Raw genomic sequence first — 20,984 nt, 5'->3', positions numbered from 1 at the left:
CTAGGGTCGGTTGATGTGGCACACACCTTCGAAGAACTGGTGCAGAAGCAGCGCGCGGCCGAAGCGGCCCGCACCACGGTCGAGGACCTCCGCACCACCTACGGCCCGCCGGCCGAGCGGCGGATGACCGGAGCCCAGTCGGGCACCTACGAGACCGCGCTGCGCGCCTGGCGCGACCTGGCCCGCGATGTGCAGACGGCGGTGAGCGAGTACGCCAGGGATACGGGACGCCCGCGGGCCGAGATCGAGGCGGAGGTGGAACGCGAGGCGGCCCAGCCCCCGGACTGACCCACCCCCGCCCCAGCCCGCCCGGGCCGGACCGCCGACGCGCGGTGCCGGCCGACGGGCCCACCACCGCGCCGTCCCACCTGCCCCCGGCCCCGCGACCGCCGTCGCCCAGCCGTCCCGCCGCCATGCCGTGGCATGTGCCCGTCCGCGCATCCGCCGGGCCCCGCCGGGTACCCGGCGGTCATGAACACTGCCATGTACGAAGCGGCCACCGGCGCGCAGGTCTTCGGGTACGTCCTCATCCTGGTCGCCGGTGTGGCCTGCGTCGCAGGACTGATCTGGGCCTTCCGGATGGGCAGCAAGGTGCGGGACCGGGAGCCGGCGCCGCCGCGGCCCGACGAGCAGCCCAGGATGCCGCCGTCCGGGCCGGTTCGCGAGACCCGTGAGGTCCGCGAACCCGACGAGGTGCCCCGGGCCGCCGACGAGAGCGAACGCCTCACCCCGCACCAGCTCGGCAACGTCGGCTCCAAGCGCGCCGACGACCAGCGCCGCCCCCGCTGGTCGCCCGGTTCCAGCGGCTCCTTCGGCGGGGGAGGCGGCGGCCGGACCTGAGCCGCCGCCCACACCCCCGTTTGCGGGGCCCGCGGCCCGGGGACCCGGTCGGACACAGATCGCAGCCCCGGGCCGGCGGGCCCGGCGAACGGCTCCGCCGGTGGGGACACGCTCCCGCAGCGGCGGTGCACCGAAGGAAGATGAACGACGTGACCGCGCATGCCAGCGAGAAACCGGCCGTACCCGACGCGGAGACGGGCTGGGCCACCGCCCACCGCCTGCGGCACCGGGGAGTGCGCACCTGCGTGCCCGCCGTCCTGGACGGTGCCTCGGCGCGCCGGGAGGGCCCGGAGCCGGAGGACAACATCGTCCGCGGCGAGGACTGAACGGCGGCCGAGCGACGTAGCCAGGGCAGTGCGGTCAGGGGTGGGTCTTGGCGAGCAGCTCCAGGATCTCGGCGGTCGTGCCGGTCTCGCCGAGCCGCGGGAAGATCCGCTCGACGCTGTTCGCGTGCGCCTCGCCGTCGGCGTCGGCCATGGCGTCGGTGGCGAGGGTGACGTGGTAGCCGTGCGCGTAGGCGTCCCGGGCGGTGGACTCGACGCCGATGCTGGTGGCGATCCCGGTCAGGACGATCTGCGTGACGCCCCGGCGGCGCAGCTGGACGTCCAGGTCGGTGCCGTGGAAGGCGCTCCAGTTGTGCTTGGTGACCCGGATGTCGCCGGGGTTCCCGGTCAGTTCGTCGACGACGGTGTCCCAGCCCTCGGGGAAGGCCAGCCCGCGCGGCCCGCGCTCGGTGCGGCCGGGGACGGCGTCGGCGCCGTCGGGCGCGAAGGAGACCCGGACCAGGACCACGGGCAGGCCGCGGGAGCGGAAGGCCTCGGCGAGCCCGGCCGTACGGGAGACGACGTCCGGTCCGGGGTACGGCTGGGTGGGCATGGCCACGATGCCGTGCTGGAGGTCGATCGCGACGAGGGCGGTGCGGGGGTCGAGCGCGGTGAGCGACATGGGTCGGGCAGGCCTTTCGGGAGATCGGGGCGGTCCGGCCGGCGGACCGGTCGGACAGGGTCGTGGCCGGCGGCGTCGTAGCCGGCGGCCCGGGGGCCGGAGGCGGGGCCGGTATCAAGGCCGGGGCGGTCGGGGGCCGGGTGTCACGGTCGGGACAGCCGGTCCATCAGCTCCAGCGCCGTGAGGACGGTCCGCCGCTCCTCCTCCGTGTAGCGGTCCTGGAAGGCGCGGGCCAGCCACTCCTCGCGGACCTGCCGGTTCCCCGCGACGCGGGCCCGGCCGGTGTCGGTCAGCGTGACCAGCTGGCGGCGGCCGTCGTCGGGGTCGGGGGCGCGCCGGATCAGCCCGTGCTGCTCCAGGGCGGCCAGCGTGGTGGCCATGGACTGCGGACGCACCCCCTCGGCGGCGGCGAGCGCGCTGGCCGTGGCCGCGCCGTGCTTGCCGACCAGGGTGAGCGCCGACTCCTGAGAGGGGCTGAGGTCGGCGTCCTGCGCCACCTCCCGGATGCGGCGCCGCAGCCTGCTGAACACCACGCGCAGATCGCGGGCGGCGCGGGCGGCGGAGTCGGAGATGTCGGCCATGCCGCCAGGCTAGGACCAGCAGCCGGAACTGTCCAGCTGAGACTGTTCAGTTTTGACTGTCCATTTGCCGGGGTACTCGCCGTGCCGCGGACGGCGCGGTACGCCGGCACGGCAGGTGCAGACACGTCGGTGCCCCATGGAGCGAAGAGGAGCGCAGATGACCCCTCCGGACAGGTCCGGCCTGGAGGCGGCCCTGAGCGCCGAGGTGGACGGCGAAGTCCGCTTCGACGCGGGCAGCCGAGGCGCCTACGCCACGGACGGTTCGAACTACCGGCAGGTCCCGCTGGGCGTCGTCGTGCCCCGCACCGTCGAGGCGGGAGCCCGGGCGGTGTCGGTGTGCGCGCGCTTCGGCGCCCCCGTCCTCTCCCGGGGCGGCGGCACCAGTCTCGCCGGTCAGTCCACCAACACCGCCGTCGTGATCGACTGGAGCAAGTACTGCACCGGGGTGCTCTCCGTCGACCCCGAACGGCGCACCTGCGTGGTCGAGCCCGGCATCGTCCTGGACGAACTCAACCGGCGACTCGCCCGCCACAAGCTCCAGTTCGGGCCGAAGCCGTCCACCCACACCCACTGCGCGCTCGGCGGCATGATCGGCAACAACTCCTGCGGGGCCTCCGCCCAGGCCTACGGCAAGACCGTCGACAACGTCCGCCGCCTGGAGATCCTCACCTACGACGGACAGCGCGCCTGGGTCGGCCCCACCCCGCCCGACGAACGCGCCCGGATCGTCGCCGGAGGCGGCCGGCTCGCCGAGATCTACGCGGGCCTCGACCGCATCGCCACCGAGTACCTGGCCGACATCCGCCGCGGCTACCCCAAGATCCCCCGCCGGGTCTCCGGTTACAACCTGGACTCCCTGCTGCCCGAGAACGGATTCGACGTCGCCAAGGCCCTCGTCGGCAGCGAGGGCACCCTGGTGACCGTCCTGCGCGCCGAACTCGACCTCGTCCCCGTGCCGCCGTACCAGTCCCTGCTCGTCCTCGGCTACGACGACATCTGCGCCGCCGCCGACGACGTCCCCCGCCTCCTGGAGCACTGCTCGCCCACCCAACTGGAGGCCCTGGACGGCCGCATGGCCCAGCTGATGCGCGAGGAGGGCGCCTACCTGGAATCCCTCGACAACCTCCCCGAGGGCGACAGCTGGCTGATGGTGCAGTACAGCGGCGACAGCCAGGAGGACGTCGACGAACAGGCGCACGCGCTGCTGCGGGCCATCGGCCGCGGGGAGAAGGAGGCGAACGTCGCCTTCTCCGACGACCCCGAACGCGAACAGAAGATGCTCAAGGCCCGCGAGGCCGGACTCGGCGTCACCGCCCGCCCGCCGGACGACCGGGAGACCTGGGAGGGCTGGGAGGACTCCGCCGTACCGCCCGAACGGCTCGGCGACTACCTGCGGGACCTGAAGGACCTGTTCGCCGAGTTCGACTACGGCCACCCGTCCCTGTACGGCCACTTCGGGCAGGGCTGCGTCCACACCCGCATCCCCTTCGGGCTGACGACCGCCGAGGGCGTGGCCGGCTTCCGCCGCTTCCTGGAGCGCGCCGCCGACCTCGTCGCCTCCTACGGCGGCTCGCTCTCCGGCGAGCACGGGGACGGCCAGTCCCGGGGCGAGCTGCTCACCCGGATGTTCGGGGAACGGCTCGTCACCGCGTTCGGCGAGCTGAAAGCCCTCTTCGACCCGGACAACCGGATGAACCCCGGCAAGGTCGTCCACCCCAACCCGGTCGACGGACAGCTGCGGCTCGGCCCGGCCTGGCGGCCCGCCACCCCGACGACCCACTTCGGCTTCCCCGAGGACGACCACTCCTTCAACCGCGCGGTCATGCGCTGCGTCGGCATCGGCAACTGCCGCGGCCACTCCGGCGGCGTCATGTGCCCCTCCTACCGGGCCACCATGGAGGAGGAGCACTCCACACGCGGCCGGGCCCGGCTGCTGTTCGAGATGCTCGACGGACATGCCGACTCCGCGATCCGGGACGGCTGGCGGTCCACCGCCGTCCACGACGCCCTCGACCTCTGCCTGGCCTGCAAGGGCTGCAAGTCCGACTGCCCGACGGGCGTCGACATGGCCACCCTGAAGGCCGAGTTCATGTCCCACCACTACGAGGGACGGCTGCGTCCCATGGCCCACTACTCCATGGGCTGGCTGCCCCTCTGGGCCCGCCTGTCCCGCACCGCTCCGTCCCTGGTCAACTCGGCGCTCCACGCGCCCGGCCTCGCGCGCCTGGGCAAGCGGCTGGCCGGGATCGACGAGGCCCGCCCGGCACCCGTGTTCGCCGAGGAGTCCTTCCTCCAGTGGTGGCGGGCACGCGACCGGGACGAGCCCGACCCCGCCGACCCGCGCACCGTCGTGCTGTGGCCCGACACCTTCAGCACTTACTTCCACCCCTCGATCGCCACCTCCGCCGTCCGCGTCCTGGAGGACGCCGGCTTCCGCGTCGCCGTCCCCACCCGGCCGGTGTGCTGCGGACTGACCTGGATCTCCACCGGCCAACTCGCCACGGCCAAAAGGGTGCTGCGGCACACCCTCGACGTGCTGCGCCCCTACCTGGAGGCCGGCACCCCGGTCATCGGCCTGGAGCCCTCCTGCACGGCCGTCTTCCGCGCCGACGCCCCCGAACTGCTGCCCGGCGACCAGGACGTGCAGCGGCTCGCCGCCCAGACGCGCACCTTCGCCGAACAGCTCGTCCACCACGCCCCCGACGACTGGGAGCCGCCACACCTGGCCCGGCAGGCGACCGTGCAGACGCACTGCCACCAGCACGCCGTCATGAAGTTCGACGCCGACCGCGAACTCATGCGCCGCGCCCACCTCGACGCCGAGGTGCTCGACGAGGGCTGCTGCGGCCTGGCCGGCAACTTCGGCTTCGAACGCGGCCACCACGAGGTGTCCATGGCCGTCGCCGAGCAGGGCGTCCTGCCCGCCGTGCGCGGGGCCGCCCCGGGCAGCGTGGTCCTCGCCGACGGCTTCAGCTGCCGCACCCAGATCGAACAGGGCGGCACCGGCCGCCGCGCCCTCCACCTCGCCGAGGTCCTCGCCCTCGCCCTCGACGGCACCCTGCCCAGCGACCGTCCCGAGCGGCTGGCCGACCGCCCCGCCGAGCCGTCCCGCACGGCCCGCTGGGCGACGACCGCCTCCGTGGCCGCCCTGGCCCTGGGCGCCGTGGGAGCCGTGAGCGCCCTGCGGCAGCCGAGGAGGTGACCATGAGCGACCAGCCGGCCGTCGAGGCCGTGGACACCGCCGTCTACACCGTGCCCACCGACACCCCGGAGGCGGACGGCACCCTCGCCTGGGACAGGACCACCCTCGTCCTGGTCACCGCCCGCGCCGGCACCACCACCGGGCTCGGCTACACCTACGCGCCCGCCGCCACCGCCCACCTCGTCCGCGAACTCCTCGCCGGCACCGTCACCGGCCTGTCCGCCCACGACGTGCCGCGCGCCAACGAGCGGATGTGCCGGGCCGTGCGCAACGCCGGGCTGCCCGGCGTCGCGGCCCAGGCGATCGCCGCCGTCGACATCGCCCTGTGGGACCTCAAGGCGCGGCTGCTCGGCCTGCCCCTCGTCCGCCTGCTGGGCGCCGCCCGCGACGACGTCCCCGTCTACGGCAGCGGCGGCTTCACCACCTACGACACCGCCCGGCAGGAGCGCCAGCTGCGCGGCTGGGCCGAGGAACAGGGCATCCCCCGCGTCAAGATCAAGATCGGGGAGTCGTGGGGCACCCGGGAGGACCGCGACCTCGAACGCGTCGCCCGCGCGCGGGCCGTCATCGGCGACACCGCCGAGCTCTACGTCGATGCCAACGGCGGCTACACCGGCGGCCAGGCCCTGCGCCTCGCGGACGCGCTCGCCGACCAGGGCGTCACCTGGTTCGAGGAACCCGTCTCCTCCGACCACCTCACCACCCTCGCCGACATCCGCCGCCGCACCCCGATCGACGTCACCGCCGGCGAATACGGCTACGCCCTGCCGTACTTCGAGCACATGCTGGCCGCCGGGGCCGTCGACTGCCTCCAGGCCGACGTCACCCGGTGCGGCGGCATCACCGTCTGGCTGCGCGCCGCCGCCCTCGCCCACGCGCGCGGGATCGACGTCTCCGGGCACTGCGCCCCCCACGCCCACGCCCACGCGGCCGCCGCCGTACCCAACCTGCGCCACCTGGAGTGGTTCCACGACCACGTCCGCATCGAACGGCTCCTGTTCGACGGCGTCCTCGACCCCGGCGGCGGCAGCATCACCCCGGGCGCCGACGGGGCACCCGGCCTCGGCCTGGCCCTCGCCGAGGAGCGGGCCGCGCCCTACCGGGTGGAGTGACCGACACCGCGCACGCAGGAGGAGAGGAAGAACATGCCCACCGTCGTCATCACCGGTGCCAGCGCCGGCATCGGCCGCGCCACCGCCCGCCTCTACGCCCGGCGCGGCGCCGACGTCGTCCTGGTCGCCCGCGGCGAGGGCGGCCTGGAGGCGGCGGCCGACGAGGTCGCCGCCCTCGGCGGACGGCCCCTGGTGCAGGTCGCCGACGTGGCCGACCCGGCCCAGATGGAGGCCGCCGCCGAGGCCGCGGAGAAGGCCTTCGGCCCCATCGACGTATGGATCAACTGTGCCTTCTCCACCGTGTTCGCCCCGTTCGAGGAGATCACGGCCGAGGAGTTCAAGCGTGTCACCGAGGTGACGTACCTCGGTTTCGTCAACGGCACTCGCGCGGCCCTGAAACGCATGGTGCCCCGCGACCGCGGCACCATCGTGCAGGTCGGCTCCGCGCTCGGGGAACGGTCGATCCCGTTGCAGTCGGCGTACTGCGGGGCCAAGCACGCCATCAACGGCTTCACCTCCTCCCTGCGCACCGAGCTGCTGCACCGGGGCAGCAACGTGCACATCACCATCGCCCAGATGCCCGCCGTGAACACGCCCCAGTTCCAGTGGGTCCGCTCCCGGCTCGCCAAGCACCCCATGCCCGTCCCGCCGATCTACCAGCCCGAGGTCGCCGCGCGCGGCGTGCTGTACGCCGCCGACCACCCGCACCGCAAGCAGTACTACGTCGGCGCGTCCACCGTCGCCACCATCTGGGCCAACCGGCTCGTCCCCGCGCTGCTCGACCGCTACCTGGCCCGCACCGGCTACGACTCCCAGCAGACCGACCGCATCCCGCCCGCAGGCCTGGACAACCTCTTCGCGCCGGCCGACCGGGAACCCGCCGACGACCAGGGCGCCCACGGCCCCTTCGACGACAGCGCGCACGCCCGCTCGTGGCAGGAGACACTGCTCCGGCACCCCGCGGCCACCGCCCTCGGCGCCGGCGCCGCCCTGTTCGCCACCGTGGGCGGCCTGCGCCGCCTGACCTCGCGAGCCGCCTAGGCTGGGGGTGTGCGCCTCCTGCTGATGTCCGACACGCACCTGCCCAAGCGGGCCAAACGGCTCCCGGAGCAGCTGCTCGCCGAACTCCCGCGCGCGGACGTGGTGTTCCACGCCGGGGACTGGGTCGACACCGCCACCCTCGACCTGCTGGAGAGCCGCAGCCGCCGGCTGGTCGCCGTGTACGGCAACAACGACGGCCCCGACCTGCGCGCCCGGCTCCCCGAGGTGGCCCACGCCGAGCTGGGCGGCCTGCGCTTCGGCGTCGTCCACGAGACCGGCCCCGCCCAGGGCCGCGAGGCCCGCTGCGCCGCCCGCTTCCCCGGCCTGGACGTCCTCGTCTTCGGGCACAGCCACATTCCCTGGGACACCACCGCCCCCGGCGGCCTGCGCCTGCTCAACCCCGGCTCCCCGACCGACCGCCGCCGCCAGCCCCACTGCACCTACCTGACGGCGACGGTGGCCGACGGGACGCTCACGGACGTCACCCTGCACCGGCTGCCCCGGCCCTGACGGCCGGCCGTGCGAGGATGCCGGAATGATCTCCAGCGCCGGCATACCCGACGTCGTACCCGCGGGCCGCATGGCCGACCGCGACCAGCCCGGCCTCGACCTGCCGGGCGGATCCCGGCTGCGGCCCTGGCGGGCCGAGGACGCCGACGCGCTGGTCGCGGCCGGGCAGGACCCCGCGATCACGCGGTGGAACCTGTTCACCGTGGCCGACCGCGCGGACGCCCGCGCCCGGATCGACCGCATGCACGCGCGGTGGCGGGCCGAGACCGGCGCCGTGTGGGCCCTCGCACGGCCGGACGGCCCGGCCGTCGGACTCGTCGGGCTGAACGACATCGACCTGGCGGCCGGCAGCGCCGAACTCGTCTACTGGCTGCTGCCCGAGGCACGCGGCGCCGGCCTCGCTGTCACGGCCACCCGGGGGCTTGCCCGGTGGGCCCTGGCCGACCTGGGCCTGCACCGGCTGCGGCTGTGCCACTCGACGGCCAACCCCGCGTCCTGCCGGGTGGCGCAGAAGGCCGGATTCACCTTCGAGGGCACCCAGCGCAGTGCCCTGCTGCACGCCGACGGCTGGCACGACCAACACCTGCACGCCCGCGTGGCCGGCGACCCCGAGTAGCACGCGGCGGGACCTGCCCACGGTGGCCCTCGGCCCGGCGCCCCCTCACGCGGCGACGGCCGCCTTCGCGCCGGCGCCGCTGCCGAGGGCGTCGCGGGCGGTGAGCGGTGAGCGGGGCGGGGCAGACGGCCGGGCGTGACACATCCGTGGACACCGGGCGACCCGACTCGCTGTGACGGCAGGCGTGTCGATCGATGCCGCCCTCGCGGGTCATCGACTTCGGCACGCTCGCGGTGGCCGATCCGGCGGTGGACCTGGTGCCCGCCTGGAAGGTCCTGCCCGCGGCGGCACGCACGGCGTTCCGGGAGGCGCTGGGCGCCGACGAGGCCACCCGGGCCCGGGGTCGCGGCTGGGCCCTCGCCGCCTCGCTCCCCGACCCGTACTACCGCGCGGAGCCGGCCCGCGTGACACGGGCTCTCGTCCGCCTGGAACGGATCCTCGCCGACCACCGCGCCGAGTCGGACCGAGTCCGCCGGAGGCCTTGTGCCGTGCCGGGCGGTGTCCGGGCGCGGAGTTCGTCACCCCGCCCTCCGGGGATGGATCGCCCCCCTCGTCCCGCTCAGCGGAGCCCCGCTGCCGCCCCAGCGCAGGGCCACGATCTCCGCCGCCACCGACACCGCCACCTGCTCCGGCGTACGGGCCCCGAGATCCAGGCCGACCGGGGAGCGCAGGCGGGCCAGTTCCTGGTCGGTGAGGCCGGACTCGACCAGGCGGCGGAGCCGGTCGTCGTGGGTGCGCCGGCTGCCCATCGCCCCGATGTACGCCGCCGGTCGCCGCAGCGCCTCCCGCAGCACCGGCACGTCGAACTTCGGGTCGTGGGTGAGGACGCAGATCACCGTCCGCTCGTCGGTGCGCGTACCGCGCAGATAGCGGTGCGGCCAGTCCACGACGACCTCCACGCCCTCCGGGAACCGCCGCGGCGTGGCGAACACCGGCCGGGCGTCGCACACGGTCACCCGGTAGCCCAGGAAGCCCCCGAGCCGGGCCATGGCGGCGGCGTGGTCGATGGCGCCGAACACCAGCATGCGCGGTGGCGGGGCGAAGGACTGCAGGAACACGGTCACCGTGTCCTCGCGCCGCTCGCCGTGCGGCCCGTAGTGCCTCAGGCCCGTCACGCCGAGGGCGAGTTCGCCGCGCGCGTCGGTGGCGACGGCCACGTCGAGCCCGCGCGTGCCCAGACTGCCGGCGGCCGTCCGCGGCCACACCGCGAGGGTGGCCCCGCGCTGCGCCGGCCCGTCGACCACGACGGCCGCGGCGACCGGCTCACCGCCCGCGACGGACGCGGCGACCGCGCCGAACACCGGGTCCCCGGCCCGGGTCACCGGCCGTACCAGCACGGTGATCTCACCCCCGCAGGTGAGCCCGGCCGCGAAGGCGTCGTCGTCGCTGTAGCCGAACGTCTCCAGCCGTGCCGCGCCGGTCTCGACGACCTCCTGGGCCAGCTCGAACACCGCGCCCTCCACACAGCCGCCGGACACGCTGCCGACCACCTCTCCGTCCGGGCCGACCGCCAGCGCGGCGCCGGGCCCGCGCGGTGCGCTGTGGCTGACCGAGACGACCGTGGCCAGCCCGAACGGCACCCGGGCGGCGTACCACCGGTCCAGTACGGGGAGAATCTCGCGCATCGTCCGCTCCTCGGCTCAGCCCCCCGCCCCGGGCATCCAGTTGAACGTTAATCCGTTGGCGCCGTGGCCGCCGTTCTGCTGCACTGCACCGGTCGAGTTCCCCGAGAAGGCCAGGAGCGAAGATGCGCACTGCGTCCATGTCCACCCCGGTAGCAACGGCCCCCTCTCTCAAGGACATGACGCTTCGTGCACCTGCTCAATCTGGGAATCCTCGCGCACGTCGACGCAGGTAAGACCAGCCTGACCGAACGACTGCTGCACACCGCCGGAGTGATCGACGAGATCGGCAGCGTCGACGCCGGCAGCACCACCACCGACACCCTCGCGCTGGAGCGGCAGCGCGGCATCACGATCAAGTCCGCCGTGGTGTCGTTCCCGCTCGACGGCGTCACCGTCAACCTGATCGACACCCCCGGTCACCCGGACTTCATCGCCGAGGTGGAGCGGGTGCTCGGTGTGCTCGACGGCGCCGTTCTGGTCGTCTCCGCCGTCGAGGGCGTCCAGGCGCAGACCCGGGTCCTGATGCGCACCCTGCGCCGGCTGCGCATCCCCACCCTGGTCTTCGTCAACAAGATCGACCGGCGCGGCGCCCGGGACACCGCCGTGTTCGACCAGATGGCCGAGCGGCTCGCCGTACCGGTCGTGCCGATGGGCACGGCCGCAGGGCTCGGCACGCGCGCCGCCCGGTTCCGCCCCGGCCTCGGCCCGGCGGCGCTGGAGGCGCTGGCGGACCGGGACGACGGCCTGCTCGCCGCCTACCTCGACGGCACGGTCCCCGGGGCCCGGCTGCACCGCGTCCTGACGGCACGGACCCGCGACGCCTCGGTCCACCCGGTGTACTTCGGCTCCGCGATCACCGGCGCCGGCGTGCCCGAGCTGATCAACGGCATCGAACGGCTGCTGCCGCCCGCCGCCGGCGACCCCGGCGCCCCCGTCTCCGGCACGGTCTTCAAGGTCGAGCGGGGCCCGGCGGGGGAGAAGGTGGCCTACGCCCGTCTCTTCTCCGGCACTCTGCGCGTCCGCGACCGGATCCCGTTCGGGGACGGCCGCCGCGGCCCCGGCACCGACGGACGCGTCACCGCGCTCAGCGTCTTCGAGCACGGCACGGACACCCGGACGGACAGCGCCGGGGCGGGCCGGATCGTCAAGGTGTGGGGCCTCGGCGGCATCCGCATCGGTGACGCGCTCGGAGCGCCGGGACGGTCCCGCGGGCACCACTTCGCGCCGCCCACCCTGGAGACCGTCGTCGTCCCGGCCCCCGGCACCGACCGGCGCTCCCTGCACCTCGCGCTCACCCAGCTGGCCGAACAGGACCCGCTGATCGGTGTCCGGCACGACGCACTGCGCGGGGAGACCTCGGTGTCCCTCTACGGCGAGGTGCAGAAGGAGGTCGTCCAGGCCACCCTCGCCGACGAGTACGGCCTGGACGTCACCTTCCGCGAGACGACGACCCTGTGCGTCGAACGGCCGGTCGGCACCGGACACGCCGTCGAGTTCAACAAGAAGGACCCCAACCCCTTCCTCGCCACCGTCGGTCTGCGCGTCGACCCGGCCCCGCCCGGCGCGGGCGTCGCGTTCCGGCTGGAGGTGGAGCTGGGCTCGATGCCGTACGCCTTCTTCAAGGCCGTCGAGGACACCGTCCGGGAGACGCTCGGCCAAGGGCTGCACGGCTGGCAGGTCACCGACTGCACGGTCACCGTGACCCACTCCGGCTACTCGCCCCGGCAGAGCCACGCCCACCAGGGATTCGACAAGAGCATGTCGAGCACCGGCTACGACTTCCGGGGCCTGACCCCGCTGGTCCTGACCGAGGCGCTGCGCCGCGCCGGCACCCTGGTGCACGAGCCGGTGCACCGCTTCCGGCTCCAGGCACCGGCCGACACGCTCGGCGCGCTGCTTCCGGTGCTGGCCCGGCTCGGCGCGGTACCGGAGAGCACCGGCACGCGGGCCGCGGTCTGTGTGCTGGAGGGCACGGTGCCGGCCGCCCGGGTGCACGCACTGGAGCAGCGGCTGCCGGGGCTGACCCGGGGCGAGGGCGAGCTGGAGACGGCCTTCGACCACTACGCGCCGGTCACGCGCGGCACGGTCCCGCGGCGCCCGCGCACCGACCACAACCCGCTGAACCGGAAGGAGTACCTGCTGAACGTGACCCGCCGGACGGGGGAGCGGACCAGCTCCTGACCAATCGTCAACTTACTCACAGGTCAGAAGCTCTTGACGTCCTCCCGACGGCATCGGAATGTGGTGGACATGCCGAATTTCCGCGCGCGTCTGCTGGCTGTCCTGGTCGTCCTCGGCGGATCCCTCACGGTGGCGGGCGCCCCGCCCGCCACCGCCGCCCCCTCCGACTCCCTCTGGTTCGACGGCGCTCCGCTGACCGTGCGGGACGGCCGGTTCACCGACGGCCAGGGCCGCGAGATCGTGCTGCGCGGCTACAACGTCTCCGGTGAGACCAAACTGGAGGAGAACGGCGGCCTGCCCTTCGCCTCGGTCGCCGACGCCCGGAAGTCCGCGGCCGCGCTGCGCGCCCTCGGCGGCGGCAACGCGGTCCGCTTCCTGCTGTCCTGGGCGCACGCCGAGCCCGTGCGCGGCCAGGTGGACACCGCCTACCTGGCCGCCGCCACCGAACAGATACGCGCCTTCCTGGACGCGGGCATCCGGGTCCAGCCCGACTTCCACCAGGACCTCTTCTCCCGGTACCTGTTCGACACGGACAGCTGGTACACCGGCGACGGCGCCCCCGAGTGGGCGGTCGACGCGGGGAGCTACCCGAAGGAGTCCTGCGGCATCTGCCTCCTCTGGGGTCAGAACATCACGCAGAACGGGGCCGTGCGGAAGGCCCAGTACGACTTCTGGCACAACGCCCACGGAGTGCAGGACGCCTTCCTGGCCACCGCCCAGAGCACCATGGCCCACCTGCGCCGGCACCTGAGCGACGCCGAGTTCGCGGGCATCGCCGGCTTCGACCCGTACAACGAGCCGTACGCCGGCGGCTACGACTCCGGGCAGACCTCCCGCACCTGGGAGCGCGATCTGCTCTGGCCCTTCTACGTCAGGTTCCGCGCCCGGATGGACGCCGCCGGCTGGCAGGACAAGCCCGCCCTCGTCGAGCCCAACCTCTTCTGGAACGCCAACATCTCCACCCAGAAACAGGAGGGCGGCCTGCTGGACGCGGGCACGCTCGGCCCGGACTACGTGTTCAACACCCACTTCTACGACCAGAAGGCCATCTCCGGCATCCTGATGTGGGGCAAGGCGGCCGACGGCCAGTACGCCGCCGACTTCGCCGCCGTCCGCGACCGCGCCACGGCCGCCGGCACCGCGGCCGTCGTCAGCGAGTTCGGCCACCCCCTGTCCGGCACGGTGTCCGACAAGGCGCCGACCGTCCTGAAGGCCATGTACCAGGCCCTCGACTCCCGGCTGCCCGGCGCCGGCTGGTGGACCAGGCCCGCCTCCTCCGGTCCCGTGCTGTCCGGGACCCAGTGGCAGTGGGACCTCTACCACGGCCGGCACCACGAGCCGATGAACGGCAACCCCGGCAAGGTGCTCACCGCGGGCGACGCCTGGAACGACGAGGACCTGTCGGCGGTGCGGCTGGACGACTCCGGGAGCGTCGCCCTGCGCCAGGACGCCCGCCTCCTGGACCGCCTCTACCCGAGCGCCACGGCCGGCACCGCCCTCGCCTTCACCTACGAGGACCGCTCCCGTGACGGCTCCACCACCCTCACCTGGAACCCGGTGCCGACGTCCCTGCCGAACGTGGCGAAGCTCGTGGGCTCGGGGCAGTACGGTCTGCTGGTGTGGCGCTCCGGCGACGGCACGGCACCCACCGAACTGCATCTGCCGGCGTCCTTCCCGACCGCCGCGACCACGGTCGTCTCCGACCTCGGCGCGGTCCACGCCCCGCCCGCGTACACCTCCGCCACCCCGGTCGCCGTGGCCGCGGAACCGGGCGGTACGGGCAGCCGGCGGCTGCTGCTCACCGACGCGGACTCCGGCGTCCTGCACTACGCCCTGGTCACCAACGGCACCGCGGCACCCTCGGCGGACCTGCTGGACGCGGCGAAGGCGGAGCTGGCCGGGTGGGCGGCGGCGCGGTTCTGACGGCACGGGTGTGGCCTCCGGAGCGAGTGGGGGCACCCCGGAGGCCACGGCTCGACGGGCGTCAGCCGCCGCTCGGCCCCGTCCAGTCGGACGGGACGTGCCCCAGCCGGACGCGCTGCGGATGGTCGCCGACGGGGACCGACGCCACCTTCCTGCCGGTGGCGAAGTCGATCGCCGTCACCTGGTCGGCGCCGCTCTCCGAGACGATGCAGTCCTTGCCGTCCCCGCTGACCGTCGCCCAGTACGGCTTGGACGTCGTGACCAGCGGCCCCTCCTGGAGCGTGGCCCGGTCGACCACGGTCGCGTAGTCGTCCATGGTGCCCGCCACGCACAGCTTGGTGCCCTCGGGGTTCATCGAGATGCCGTGGTGGCGCGAGTCGTTGACCCAGGTGGTGCGGTCCTCGCTGGTCGCCGGGTTCTTCGGCAGCGTCTTCATCCGGGTGATCTTGTCGCCGGCGACGTCGTACTCGAAGAAGCCGTTGAAGAACGACACCTGGAAGTACAGCTTGGACTCGTCGGGGGAGAAGACGGCCGGGCGGACCGCGTCGGAGAAGTCCTTCAGCCCGTAGGCGTCCAGCCGCTGCCGCATGTCGACGACCTTGACCTGCTGGTACGTCCGGGCGTCCACGACCGTGATGCGCCGGTCGCCCTTGGTCCAGTCCCAGCCCGGGTCGTCCAGCGCGGTGTTGACGTCACCGATCGACATGTTCCAGATGTACTTGCCGTCCCTGGTGAAGATGTTCTCGTGCGGCTTGTCGCCGGTCTTGAACGACCCCAGCTGCTTCCCGGTGCCGATGTCGAGGACGTGGACGGTGTTCGCGGTCGAGGCGGAGACCGCCACCCGGGTGCCGTCCGGGGAGACCGCCATGTGGTCGGCGCGGTAACCGGCCACGGGGAAGCGCCAGTTGACCTTTCCGGTGGCCAGGTCGATGGAGACGACGTCCGCGAAACTCGGCCGGGACACCACCACCGACCGGCCGTCCGGAGTCGTGTACATGTCGTCGGCGAGCTGGTCGTGGCCCTCGCCGACGCTGTTGCGTATCGCCTGGAAGTAGATCCACTTGACGGGATCCGCGTTGATTTCCGCCATCCGCGCGTCCTTGTCCGGGACGACGTCGATCCGGCCGATCCTGGCGAAGTCGCCGGAGGAGCGGATGACATCGGCGGTGCCGTCCCAGTTGTTGCCGACGAACAGCACCTCGCGCAGCCCGTCCGGGGCGGCTGTGCTTGCGGAGGCGGCGGTCGCCGGGGCGGCGGCGGTCAGGACGAGGGCGGCGGCCACGGAGCACAGGTGCCTGGTTCTTAAGGCAGCCATGACGGCTCTCTTTCCTCGGGGGAATCTGAACACGGGTGCTTTCACAGTGAACTTACTGAAAAGTAAGGAGGGGTGGGCCTTCTCGACAAGATGTGTGCACGACAAGATTGGGGTGATCGGCGGGGGAGACGGAGGGGGACGCGTGGGGGGCAGGCTCAGAGCGCCGACGGGACGCTACGGCGGCCGGTCCGCCGAGGAACGGCAGGCCGAGCGCCGCCGCCGCTTCCTCGACGCGGCGCTGCGCCTGTTCGGCGGCACCCCCGGCTACCGGGGCACCACCGTGGCCGCGCTGAGCCAGGCCGCGGGCCTGTCCACGCGCCAGTTCTACGAGGAGTTCCGCACCCTGGAGGACGTCCTCGCCGCCCTGCACCTGGAGGTCAACGGCTGGGCCGAACAGGCCGTCCTCGACGCCCTCGCCACCGCCGGGGACCTGCCGCTGGCCGAGCGCGCCACCGTGCTCTTCCGGGCCTACGCCCACGACGTCACCAGCGACCCGCGCCGCATCCGCATCGCGTTCGTGGAGATCATCGGGGTCAGCCCGCGCCTGGAGGAACAGCGCCTGGCCCGCCGCGCCCGCTGGGTCGACCTCATCCGCGCCGAGGCGGACGCGGCCGTGGCCCGCGGGGAGGCGGCGCCACGCGACTACCGCCTCGCGGCCACGGCCTTCATCGGCGGCGTCAACGGGCTGCTGCACGACTGGACCGCCGGCTGGGTGGACGCCACGCTCGACGAGGTGGTGGACGAACTGGTCCGGCTGCTGCTGGCGATGCTCCGGCCGGAGGGCTGGCGGCCCGGGCACCCCTGACCGGACCCGCCCAGGTCAGCGGGGATGCGCCCGGGCTCGGCGCGCGGGATCGGGCCGGAGCTGGTCTGCTGGTGCGGGGGACCGTCGTACCCGTACTCGGGAGAGACCCATGAGCACCTATCGAGTCGTGCAGGTGGCCGAGCCGGGCGGCGCCTTCGAGCTGGTCGAACGCGAGGTGCCGCAGCCGGGACCCGGCCAGGTGCGGATCGCCGTCGAGGCGTGCGGGATCTGCCACAGCGACGCCCTCTTCCTCGGCGGCTCACTGCCCGGCGTGTCCTTCCCGGAGGTGCCCGGGCACGAGATCGCCGGGCGCGTCGAGGAGCTGGGCCAGGGGGTGCGGGAGCACGGCTGGCACGTCGGCGACCGGGTGGCCGTGGGCTGGTTCGGCGGCAGCTGCGGCCACTGCACGCCCTGCCGCGAGGGCGACTTCATCGTGTGCCGGCACCTGAAGGTGCCGGGCTGGGCCTATGACGGCGGCTTCGCCGAGAAGGTGATCGCACCCGCCGACGCGCTCGCCCGCATTCCCGAAGGACTGGCCGCGCACGACGCCGGACCGATGGCCTGCGCGGGCGTGACCACGTTCAACGGGCTGCGGCGCAGCTCCGCCCGGCCCGGGGACCTGGTCGCGGTGCTCGGGCTCGGCGGCCTGGGGCACCTCGGGGTGCAGTACGCGGTCGCCATGGGCTTCGAGACCGTCGGGATCGCCCGGGGCGCCGAGAAGGACGGCTTCGCCAAGCAACTGGGCGCCCACCACTACGTCGACAGCACCTCCGGCACCCCGGTCGCCGAGGCCCTGCAGGCGCTCGGCGGGGCCAAGGTGGTGCTGGCCACCGCCGGGAACTCCGAGGCGATCACGGCCACCGTGGACGGCCTGGCCCCCCGCGGTGAACTGGTCGCCATCGGCGCGGACAGCGCGCCGCTCGGCATCAGCCCGGCACAGCTGCTCATGTCCGGCCGCGTGGTGCGCGGGCACCCGTCCGGCACCTCGCAGGACGTGGAGGACACCATGGCGTTCAGCGTCCTGCACGGCATCCGCCCGATGACCGAGACGGTGCCGCTGGAGCAGGCCGGAGAGGCGTACGCGAAGATGCTCGCGGGCGCCGCCCGCTTCCGGATGGTGCTCACCATGGCCTGACACCGGGGATCACCCCGGCCGGCCGGGTCCTCCGGCCGTGCCGCCGGCCGGTCCGGCGCCGCGAGAGCACCGGCGCCGCGCCGTCCTCCTCGCGACAGGCGGGCGGCCGGCACCGGTGCGGTACTAGGACTTCTTCGCCGTCCGGGCCCGATGAGCCGCGACCGTCGTCCGGCTCGCGCACGCGTTGGAGCAGAACCGACGCGTCCGGTTCCGTGACTGGTCCACGAAGTAGTTTCCGCACCCGACCGCACCGCATCGCCCCAGCGTCACCGCCGGATCCCCGGCCACGACCAGGGCGAGCTTGGCGGCGACCAGCTGGCCGACCCAGCGCTTGGCCGGGGTGCCGTTGCGGCTGAAGTGGATGTGCCAGCCGCCGAGGCCGTCATGGTCGGACAGGTGCATGTCCGGCGGGTAATCGCGCAGCAGACGGTGAACGGCTTCGGGGGGGCCGCCGTCGACCAACTGCGCCAGGGCCGTGCGCACGAGGTCCGGCAGCTCACCGTAGTCACCGCCCGGCGGCGGAGTGACCTCGTGCTCCGCGAAGAACGCGGCGACCAGTTCGCCGTGCTGGTCGAGGGTCCCGGTATTGGCCAGCTCGACAGCCAGCCGCGTCACGTTCCCAATGTAGTCACCGTATTGCACTTGACCACCTACATCGCCGCTTCCTACTGTAGGCGCCATGCTATCTGATGACACCTACATCGCTCGTCGCCTTCAGCTGCTCGGGGAGTGGGACGCCGCGCTCGCCGCCTTGGGCCCGGACGCCGATCCCGAGCTGCGCGCGGAGATCGCCGTCGACCGCTGGTTCTTCCGGATCGAAGGTCACGAGGAGGCCGAGAAGGCGGTGGCGGCGCTCGATCCCGCATCGCCCACCGCGCACTTGCTCACGGGTCGACTGGCCTACAGTCGGCTGCTGTTCCAGCGCGGCGCCCGCGCCGACGACCGCGCCGTGGCCGAGGCCGGCTACCGCGCGGCGATCGAGACCGGCGACGAGAAGCAGCGCGCCTGGGCCGAGTACCACTGGGCCGTCCTGCTGGACAACATCGACGAGGACCCGGCCGGCGCCCTCCCTCTCTACGAGACGGCTCTCGATGTCGCAACGAAGTACGGCGACGGCTACTTCGAGTCGTACATCATCCGGCACCTCGCCCCGCACAAGGAGCCTACGGAGCGGTTGTCGATGCTGCGCCGCTCGCTCCACCTGCGCGCCGCACTCGGCGCCCGGCCCCAGACGATCGCCGCGCAGGCCCTCCTCGCCGACAACCTCCCCGAGGACGACCCCGAGCGCGCCGAGCTCGTGCGGACGTTCCGCCCGGGTGCGGAAGAACTGCGCATCGGCTGGCTCGTGCACGAGGACTGATCCGCCGAGCGCTCCGACGCGGTCGATCCGCGCGGCGGTGGCAGGCCGCGCTCCCACCGGCTCGCGGGCCGAACAGCCGAACAAGAGGAGGTTGCAATGCGGTTCACAGACGTGGAGCTGGACCTTGGCGATCTGCGGCTTCGTACCTTGGTCACCACCGACGCGGCGTTGCTCGTCGAGGCCACGAGCCGGGAGCCGGGACGGTCCTTGTGGGGCGCTCGTCCGGTCGGTCCGTACTCGCTGCGCGACGCACAAGCGGCGCTGGCCGCATGGGACCCGGCCACGGCAGCTCAGTTCTGCCTGGGCGTCCTGCGGGGTCGACGGCTCCTCGGCGCCGTCGGACTGATGCCGGAGCACCCGGGGAGCACCGAGCTGGCGTACTGGGTACGGCCGGAAGAGCGCGGCAGGGGAATCGCCTCCCGTGCCGTGATCGCCGCGACGCTGTGGGTCCACGACGAACTCGCCGTTCCCCGGGTCTGGTTGGAGATCGAACCCGGCAACGAGCCTTCGCTACGGCTCGCCCAGCGCGTCGGTTACCGGTTCGAGCAACGCATGCCACAGCACTGCCGCGCATGGACACACCAGGACGCCGAACGTGATTCCCGGCACGACTGCCTCATCTGGGTCCACACCAGCGACGGCACTCACCACCCCTTGAGCGGCGCGCCCCACCAGGATGCTGCGGCTGACGAAGAGCGCGAGCAGTGAGCACGAGGGTGCCGCTGCTCGGCGGTCACGCAGTGCTCTCCGTCCCGGCCCGCAGCCGGGCGGCGAGGTCACAGCGCCGGAGGTGCTCCCACCGTTGCAGTACTAGGCGGCGGCCGACACCAGCAGGACCGCCGCCGCCAGCAGCGCGCACCCCAGTACACCGCAGGCCAGCAGCCTTCCGCGCAGCGCCCGGTACCGGGCCTCGTACGCCTGCCGCAGCTCCTCCGCCCGCTCGGCCGTACGGCACCACGACAGCCGGGCCAGCGCCAGGTACTCGGTCTCGAACTGCCGCTCCAGCTCCTGGCGTTGGATGTCGGTGAGCCAGCCCAGCCGGGAACCGAGGCGTGCGGCTGCGGTACGGCCCTCCTCCCGGGCGGCGGCCAGCAGCAGGTGCCCCTCGACCTGCCGGACCAGGTCCCGTTCGTCGTGGGCCGTCACGGCGCGGTCAACTCCCTTTCCGGTACGTCCGGGTGGTGCAGGTCGAACGCCGGGGACTCGGAGCGGATCCGCGGCAGGGTGACGAAGTTGTGCCGGGGCGGCGGGCAGGAGGTCGCCCACTCCAGGGAGCGGCCGTAGCCCCACGGGTCGTCGACCTCGACCTTCGTGCCGTACCTGGCCGTCTTCCACACGTTGTAGAAGAAGGGCAGCAGCGAGGCGCCGAGCAGGAACGAGGAGATCGAGGAGACCGTGTTGAGCGTGGTGAGCCCCTCGGCCGCGAGGTAGTCGGGAATCCGGCGCTGCATGCCCTCGGCGCCCAGCCAGTGCTGGACCAGGAAGGTGCCGTGGAAGCCGGTGAACAGCGTCCAGAAGGTGATCTTGCCGAGGCGCTCGTCCAGCATCTTGCCCGTGAACTTCGGCCACCAGAAGTGGAAGCCGGAGAACATCGCGAAGACGACCGTGCCGAAGACCACGTAGTGGAAGTGGGCTACGACGAAATAGCTGTCGGAGATGTGGAAGTCGACCGGCGGGGAGGCGAGCATGACGCCGGTGAGCCCGCCGAAGACGAAGGTGATGAGGAACCCCATCACCCAGAGCATCGGTGTCTCGAAGGACAGCGATCCCTTCCACATCGTGCCGATCCAGTT

General features: G+C 73.3%; 21 protein-coding genes. 14 read left to right on the top strand and 7 right to left on the bottom strand.

What is annotated here, in order from left to right; genetic code table 11:
- Positions 1-15 precede the first annotated feature (15 nt).
- From IEZ20_RS16920 to IEZ20_RS16910, 3 genes are all read left to right on the top strand, one after another.
- A complete protein-coding gene (locus IEZ20_RS16920; protein WP_189299288.1) occupies positions 16-288 on the top strand; it encodes a hypothetical protein in 273 nt (90 codons plus the stop codon).
- A 183-nt stretch (positions 289-471) separates the two neighbouring features.
- Positions 472-840 (top strand): DUF6479 family protein, encoded by a 369-nt coding sequence (locus IEZ20_RS16915; RefSeq protein ID WP_229896110.1) that lies wholly within the window; start codon positions 472-474, stop codon positions 838-840.
- A 140-nt stretch (positions 841-980) separates the two neighbouring features.
- The gene (locus tag IEZ20_RS16910; RefSeq protein WP_373303938.1) at positions 981-1,166 is read left to right on the top strand and encodes a hypothetical protein; all 186 of its coding nucleotides are present in this window, start codon (positions 981-983) and stop codon (positions 1,164-1,166) included.
- A gap of 34 nt (positions 1,167-1,200) precedes the next feature.
- Here the strand turns inward: IEZ20_RS16910 and IEZ20_RS16905 are convergent, their stop codons facing one another.
- On the bottom strand, positions 1,201-1,785 hold the full coding sequence (locus tag IEZ20_RS16905; protein ID WP_189299285.1) for an isochorismatase family protein: 585 nt from the start codon (positions 1,783-1,785) through the stop codon (positions 1,201-1,203).
- 143 nt (positions 1,786-1,928) lie between these two features.
- The gene (locus IEZ20_RS16900) at positions 1,929-2,366 is read right to left on the bottom strand and encodes a MarR family winged helix-turn-helix transcriptional regulator (RefSeq protein ID WP_189299283.1); all 438 of its coding nucleotides are present in this window, start codon (positions 2,364-2,366) and stop codon (positions 1,929-1,931) included.
- Positions 2,367-2,523: 157 nt separating this feature from the next.
- Between IEZ20_RS16900 and IEZ20_RS16895 the strand changes: the two genes are divergently transcribed.
- From IEZ20_RS16895 to IEZ20_RS16875, 5 genes are read left to right on the top strand one after another with little or no spacing between them, the layout of a single operon-like run.
- Positions 2,524-5,568: an FAD-binding and (Fe-S)-binding domain-containing protein gene (locus tag IEZ20_RS16895; protein WP_189299281.1), complete on the top strand. Its 3,045-nt coding sequence runs from the start codon at positions 2,524-2,526 to the stop codon at positions 5,566-5,568.
- A gap of 2 nt (positions 5,569-5,570) precedes the next feature.
- Entirely contained in the window at positions 5,571-6,680 is a 1,110-nt protein-coding gene (locus tag IEZ20_RS16890) for an enolase C-terminal domain-like protein (RefSeq protein ID WP_189299279.1), read from the top strand.
- Between the two features lie 33 nt (positions 6,681-6,713).
- Positions 6,714-7,721 carry an SDR family oxidoreductase gene (locus tag IEZ20_RS16885; RefSeq protein ID WP_189299277.1) on the top strand — a complete coding sequence of 336 codons (1,008 nt, stop codon included), beginning with the start codon at positions 6,714-6,716 and terminating at the stop codon, positions 7,719-7,721.
- A 9-nt stretch (positions 7,722-7,730) separates the two neighbouring features.
- Positions 7,731-8,231: a metallophosphoesterase family protein gene (locus IEZ20_RS16880; protein WP_189299275.1), complete on the top strand. Its 501-nt coding sequence runs from the start codon at positions 7,731-7,733 to the stop codon at positions 8,229-8,231.
- Between the two features lie 25 nt (positions 8,232-8,256).
- A complete protein-coding gene (locus IEZ20_RS16875; RefSeq protein WP_189299273.1) occupies positions 8,257-8,847 on the top strand; it encodes a GNAT family N-acetyltransferase in 591 nt (196 codons plus the stop codon).
- Between the two features lie 518 nt (positions 8,848-9,365).
- Here IEZ20_RS16875 and IEZ20_RS16870 read toward each other — a convergent pair.
- A complete protein-coding gene (locus tag IEZ20_RS16870) occupies positions 9,366-10,472 on the bottom strand; it encodes an XdhC family protein (RefSeq protein ID WP_189299271.1) in 1,107 nt (368 codons plus the stop codon).
- 186 nt (positions 10,473-10,658) lie between these two features.
- Between IEZ20_RS16870 and IEZ20_RS16865 the strand changes: the two genes are divergently transcribed.
- Both IEZ20_RS16865 and IEZ20_RS16860 read left to right on the top strand, forming a co-directional pair.
- Entirely contained in the window at positions 10,659-12,653 is a 1,995-nt protein-coding gene (locus IEZ20_RS16865) for an elongation factor G (RefSeq protein ID WP_189299268.1), read from the top strand.
- A 69-nt stretch (positions 12,654-12,722) separates the two neighbouring features.
- Positions 12,723-14,576, top strand: coding sequence for a cellulase family glycosylhydrolase (locus IEZ20_RS16860; protein ID WP_189299266.1), 1,854 nt, complete (start codon positions 12,723-12,725; stop codon positions 14,574-14,576).
- A 61-nt stretch (positions 14,577-14,637) separates the two neighbouring features.
- Here the strand turns inward: IEZ20_RS16860 and IEZ20_RS16855 are convergent, their stop codons facing one another.
- The gene (locus tag IEZ20_RS16855) at positions 14,638-15,891 is read right to left on the bottom strand and encodes a YncE family protein (RefSeq protein ID WP_189299264.1); all 1,254 of its coding nucleotides are present in this window, start codon (positions 15,889-15,891) and stop codon (positions 14,638-14,640) included.
- A gap of 142 nt (positions 15,892-16,033) precedes the next feature.
- Here IEZ20_RS16855 and IEZ20_RS16850 point away from each other — a divergent pair, with 142 nt between their 5' ends.
- A complete protein-coding gene (locus IEZ20_RS16850) occupies positions 16,034-16,696 on the top strand; it encodes a TetR/AcrR family transcriptional regulator (RefSeq protein WP_189299262.1) in 663 nt (220 codons plus the stop codon).
- 109 nt (positions 16,697-16,805) lie between these two features.
- Complete coding sequence (locus IEZ20_RS16845; protein WP_189299260.1) at positions 16,806-17,831, top strand: alcohol dehydrogenase; 1,026 nt, start codon at positions 16,806-16,808, stop codon at positions 17,829-17,831.
- Positions 17,832-17,954: 123 nt separating this feature from the next.
- Here the strand turns inward: IEZ20_RS16845 and IEZ20_RS16840 are convergent, their stop codons facing one another.
- The gene (locus tag IEZ20_RS16840; RefSeq protein ID WP_229896109.1) at positions 17,955-18,446 is read right to left on the bottom strand and encodes a CGNR zinc finger domain-containing protein; all 492 of its coding nucleotides are present in this window, start codon (positions 18,444-18,446) and stop codon (positions 17,955-17,957) included.
- 64 nt (positions 18,447-18,510) lie between these two features.
- Between IEZ20_RS16840 and IEZ20_RS16835 the strand changes: the two genes are divergently transcribed.
- Together IEZ20_RS16835 and IEZ20_RS16830 are read left to right on the top strand one after the other, a co-directional pair.
- On the top strand, positions 18,511-19,191 hold the full coding sequence (locus tag IEZ20_RS16835) for a hypothetical protein (RefSeq protein ID WP_229896108.1): 681 nt from the start codon (positions 18,511-18,513) through the stop codon (positions 19,189-19,191).
- 96 nt (positions 19,192-19,287) lie between these two features.
- Positions 19,288-19,899: a GNAT family N-acetyltransferase gene (locus tag IEZ20_RS16830; protein ID WP_189299256.1), complete on the top strand. Its 612-nt coding sequence runs from the start codon at positions 19,288-19,290 to the stop codon at positions 19,897-19,899.
- Positions 19,900-20,001: 102 nt separating this feature from the next.
- Here the strand turns inward: IEZ20_RS16830 and IEZ20_RS16825 are convergent, their stop codons facing one another.
- Both IEZ20_RS16825 and IEZ20_RS16820 read right to left on the bottom strand, forming a co-directional pair.
- Complete coding sequence (locus IEZ20_RS16825; RefSeq protein ID WP_189299254.1) at positions 20,002-20,337, bottom strand: hypothetical protein; 336 nt, start codon at positions 20,335-20,337, stop codon at positions 20,002-20,004.
- The coding region (locus IEZ20_RS16820) for a cytochrome c oxidase subunit I (RefSeq protein ID WP_189299251.1) at positions 20,334-20,984 on the bottom strand (651 nt) is incomplete at its 5' end. The genes IEZ20_RS16825 and IEZ20_RS16820, both read right to left, overlap by 4 nt.

The sequence above is a fragment of the Streptomyces cinerochromogenes genome, assembly GCF_014648635.1.
Taxonomy (GTDB): domain Bacteria; phylum Actinomycetota; class Actinomycetes; order Streptomycetales; family Streptomycetaceae; genus Streptomyces; species Streptomyces cinerochromogenes.
This window is presented reverse-complemented; position numbering and strand designations above follow the sequence as displayed.

Excerpts from the sequence above, each read along its gene's own strand:
- IEZ20_RS16915 (WP_229896110.1), top strand. The coding sequence starts at position 472 with ATGAACACTGCCATGTACGAAGCGGCCACCGGCGCGCAGGTCTTCGGG.
- IEZ20_RS16910 (WP_373303938.1), top strand. The coding sequence starts at position 981 with ATGAACGACGTGACCGCGCATGCCAGCGAGAAACCGGCCGTACCCGAC.
- IEZ20_RS16905 (WP_189299285.1), bottom strand. The coding sequence starts at position 1,785 with ATGTCGCTCACCGCGCTCGACCCCCGCACCGCCCTCGTCGCGATCGAC.
- IEZ20_RS16900 (WP_189299283.1), bottom strand. The coding sequence starts at position 2,366 with ATGGCCGACATCTCCGACTCCGCCGCCCGCGCCGCCCGCGATCTGCGC.
- IEZ20_RS16895 (WP_189299281.1), top strand. The coding sequence starts at position 2,524 with ATGACCCCTCCGGACAGGTCCGGCCTGGAGGCGGCCCTGAGCGCCGAG.
- IEZ20_RS16890 (WP_189299279.1), top strand. The coding sequence starts at position 5,571 with ATGAGCGACCAGCCGGCCGTCGAGGCCGTGGACACCGCCGTCTACACC.
- IEZ20_RS16885 (WP_189299277.1), top strand. The coding sequence starts at position 6,714 with ATGCCCACCGTCGTCATCACCGGTGCCAGCGCCGGCATCGGCCGCGCC.
- IEZ20_RS16875 (WP_189299273.1), top strand. The coding sequence starts at position 8,257 with ATGATCTCCAGCGCCGGCATACCCGACGTCGTACCCGCGGGCCGCATG.
- IEZ20_RS16870 (WP_189299271.1), bottom strand. The coding sequence starts at position 10,472 with ATGCGCGAGATTCTCCCCGTACTGGACCGGTGGTACGCCGCCCGGGTG.
- IEZ20_RS16860 (WP_189299266.1), top strand. The coding sequence starts at position 12,723 with ATGCCGAATTTCCGCGCGCGTCTGCTGGCTGTCCTGGTCGTCCTCGGC.
- IEZ20_RS16855 (WP_189299264.1), bottom strand. The coding sequence starts at position 15,891 with ATGGCTGCCTTAAGAACCAGGCACCTGTGCTCCGTGGCCGCCGCCCTC.
- IEZ20_RS16845 (WP_189299260.1), top strand. The coding sequence starts at position 16,806 with ATGAGCACCTATCGAGTCGTGCAGGTGGCCGAGCCGGGCGGCGCCTTC.
- IEZ20_RS16835 (WP_229896108.1), top strand. The coding sequence starts at position 18,511 with ATGCTATCTGATGACACCTACATCGCTCGTCGCCTTCAGCTGCTCGGG.
- IEZ20_RS16830 (WP_189299256.1), top strand. The coding sequence starts at position 19,288 with ATGCGGTTCACAGACGTGGAGCTGGACCTTGGCGATCTGCGGCTTCGT.